Here is a 1190-nt window from a genome sequence, read left to right as displayed (position 1 = left end):
AAACGCCAGTCTGTTTCCAGTAGGCGAGTATGACCCCAAGCTGAGGGCATGCCATTGCCCCTCCTAAGACAGTACATTTAGTATCTTAGGCTGATAGACTTTTACCATCTATCACAGGTGCTTTGATGATATTCATTGCACCAACTCTATCTCTATGTGTTTTGAAGCCACATGAGCATTTATATTTTCTATCCCTTGCCTTGTTTTTTTCTCCACACTCTGGGCAGATTTGACTGGTATATTCGGGGCCTACATACTCTACTTTTATACCTGAAAGACCTGCTTTATACTCAATGTACTGGGCTAAGCGATAGAATGACCACGTGTGCAAATTCTTTTCGTTTTTACGGCTCGTTCTTGCCGTCTGGCGTATGCCAGATAGTTGCTCCAGGCGTATTGTTCCAACACCTTCTTGAATGGCAAAGTCAACGATTTGACGACTGGTTTTGTGGTCTTTGTCTTTCATCCACCGTTGTTCTTTATTGTTCAATTTCTTGATCGCTTGCGGTTTCTTTGCTTTTCCAAGTTTCTTGCGCTTGCTTCTAAACTTGCGTTTCATGTACTTGTTTTCTCTACCATTGCCAAAAAACTTGGTTTTGCCTTTTTCAGTTACTGCAACTGCTGGACATTTTAGACCCAAGTCAACGCCTAAAACACCTATATCTTCGTTCTCTGTATCCTCTACAGTTACAGCTATTTGAGCAATCCATTTACCTGATTTTTTTGTGATTCTCAGTGTTCCAAGCTTGCCATTTAATTTTTCTAATTGGTAGGTTGATAGCAACACAGGCACATTAATGCGTGTGCTTTTGCCGTTTACAAGCACTGGGAAACGCAAAATACCATTTTTCAATGTCCAATTTTGATTGTTCCATATGCAAACAGGCTTTTTCAGAACACTACGAATCTTTGTTTTTCTAAACTTTTTGTAGACTGATTTTGCATCTTGTATTGCTTGATTTTTCAATGCACTGGGCAGTGCAGCCAAAACCGTGCCACTTGTATGCTTAATACGCTCGTCTGCTTCAATACATTCAGAGACAATGGTGTTTATCAAACGAATATATTCGACTGTTGCTGTTTTTAGATGCTCTCGTTGCTCTGATGTTGGAAGCAACTTGGCTTTTACAGTTATTTGCACAGTTTCACCCCCTCGTTTTTTGTTCTTCGACATACCGCCTTATCGTTTC

General features: G+C 40.4%; 1 protein-coding gene. It reads right to left on the bottom strand.

The annotated features are described in order from the left end of the window. Window positions 1-85: 85 nt before the first annotated feature. Entirely contained in the window at window positions 86-1141 is a 1056-nt protein-coding gene (locus tag DEF30_RS01215; protein ID WP_294095515.1) for a transposase, read from the bottom strand. Window positions 1142-1190 lie beyond the last annotated feature (49 nt).

Origin of the sequence: Proteiniclasticum sp., from assembly GCF_003514505.1 — a bacterium.
Classification (GTDB): domain Bacteria; phylum Bacillota; class Clostridia; order Clostridiales; family Clostridiaceae; genus Proteiniclasticum.
This window is presented reverse-complemented; position numbering and strand designations above follow the sequence as displayed.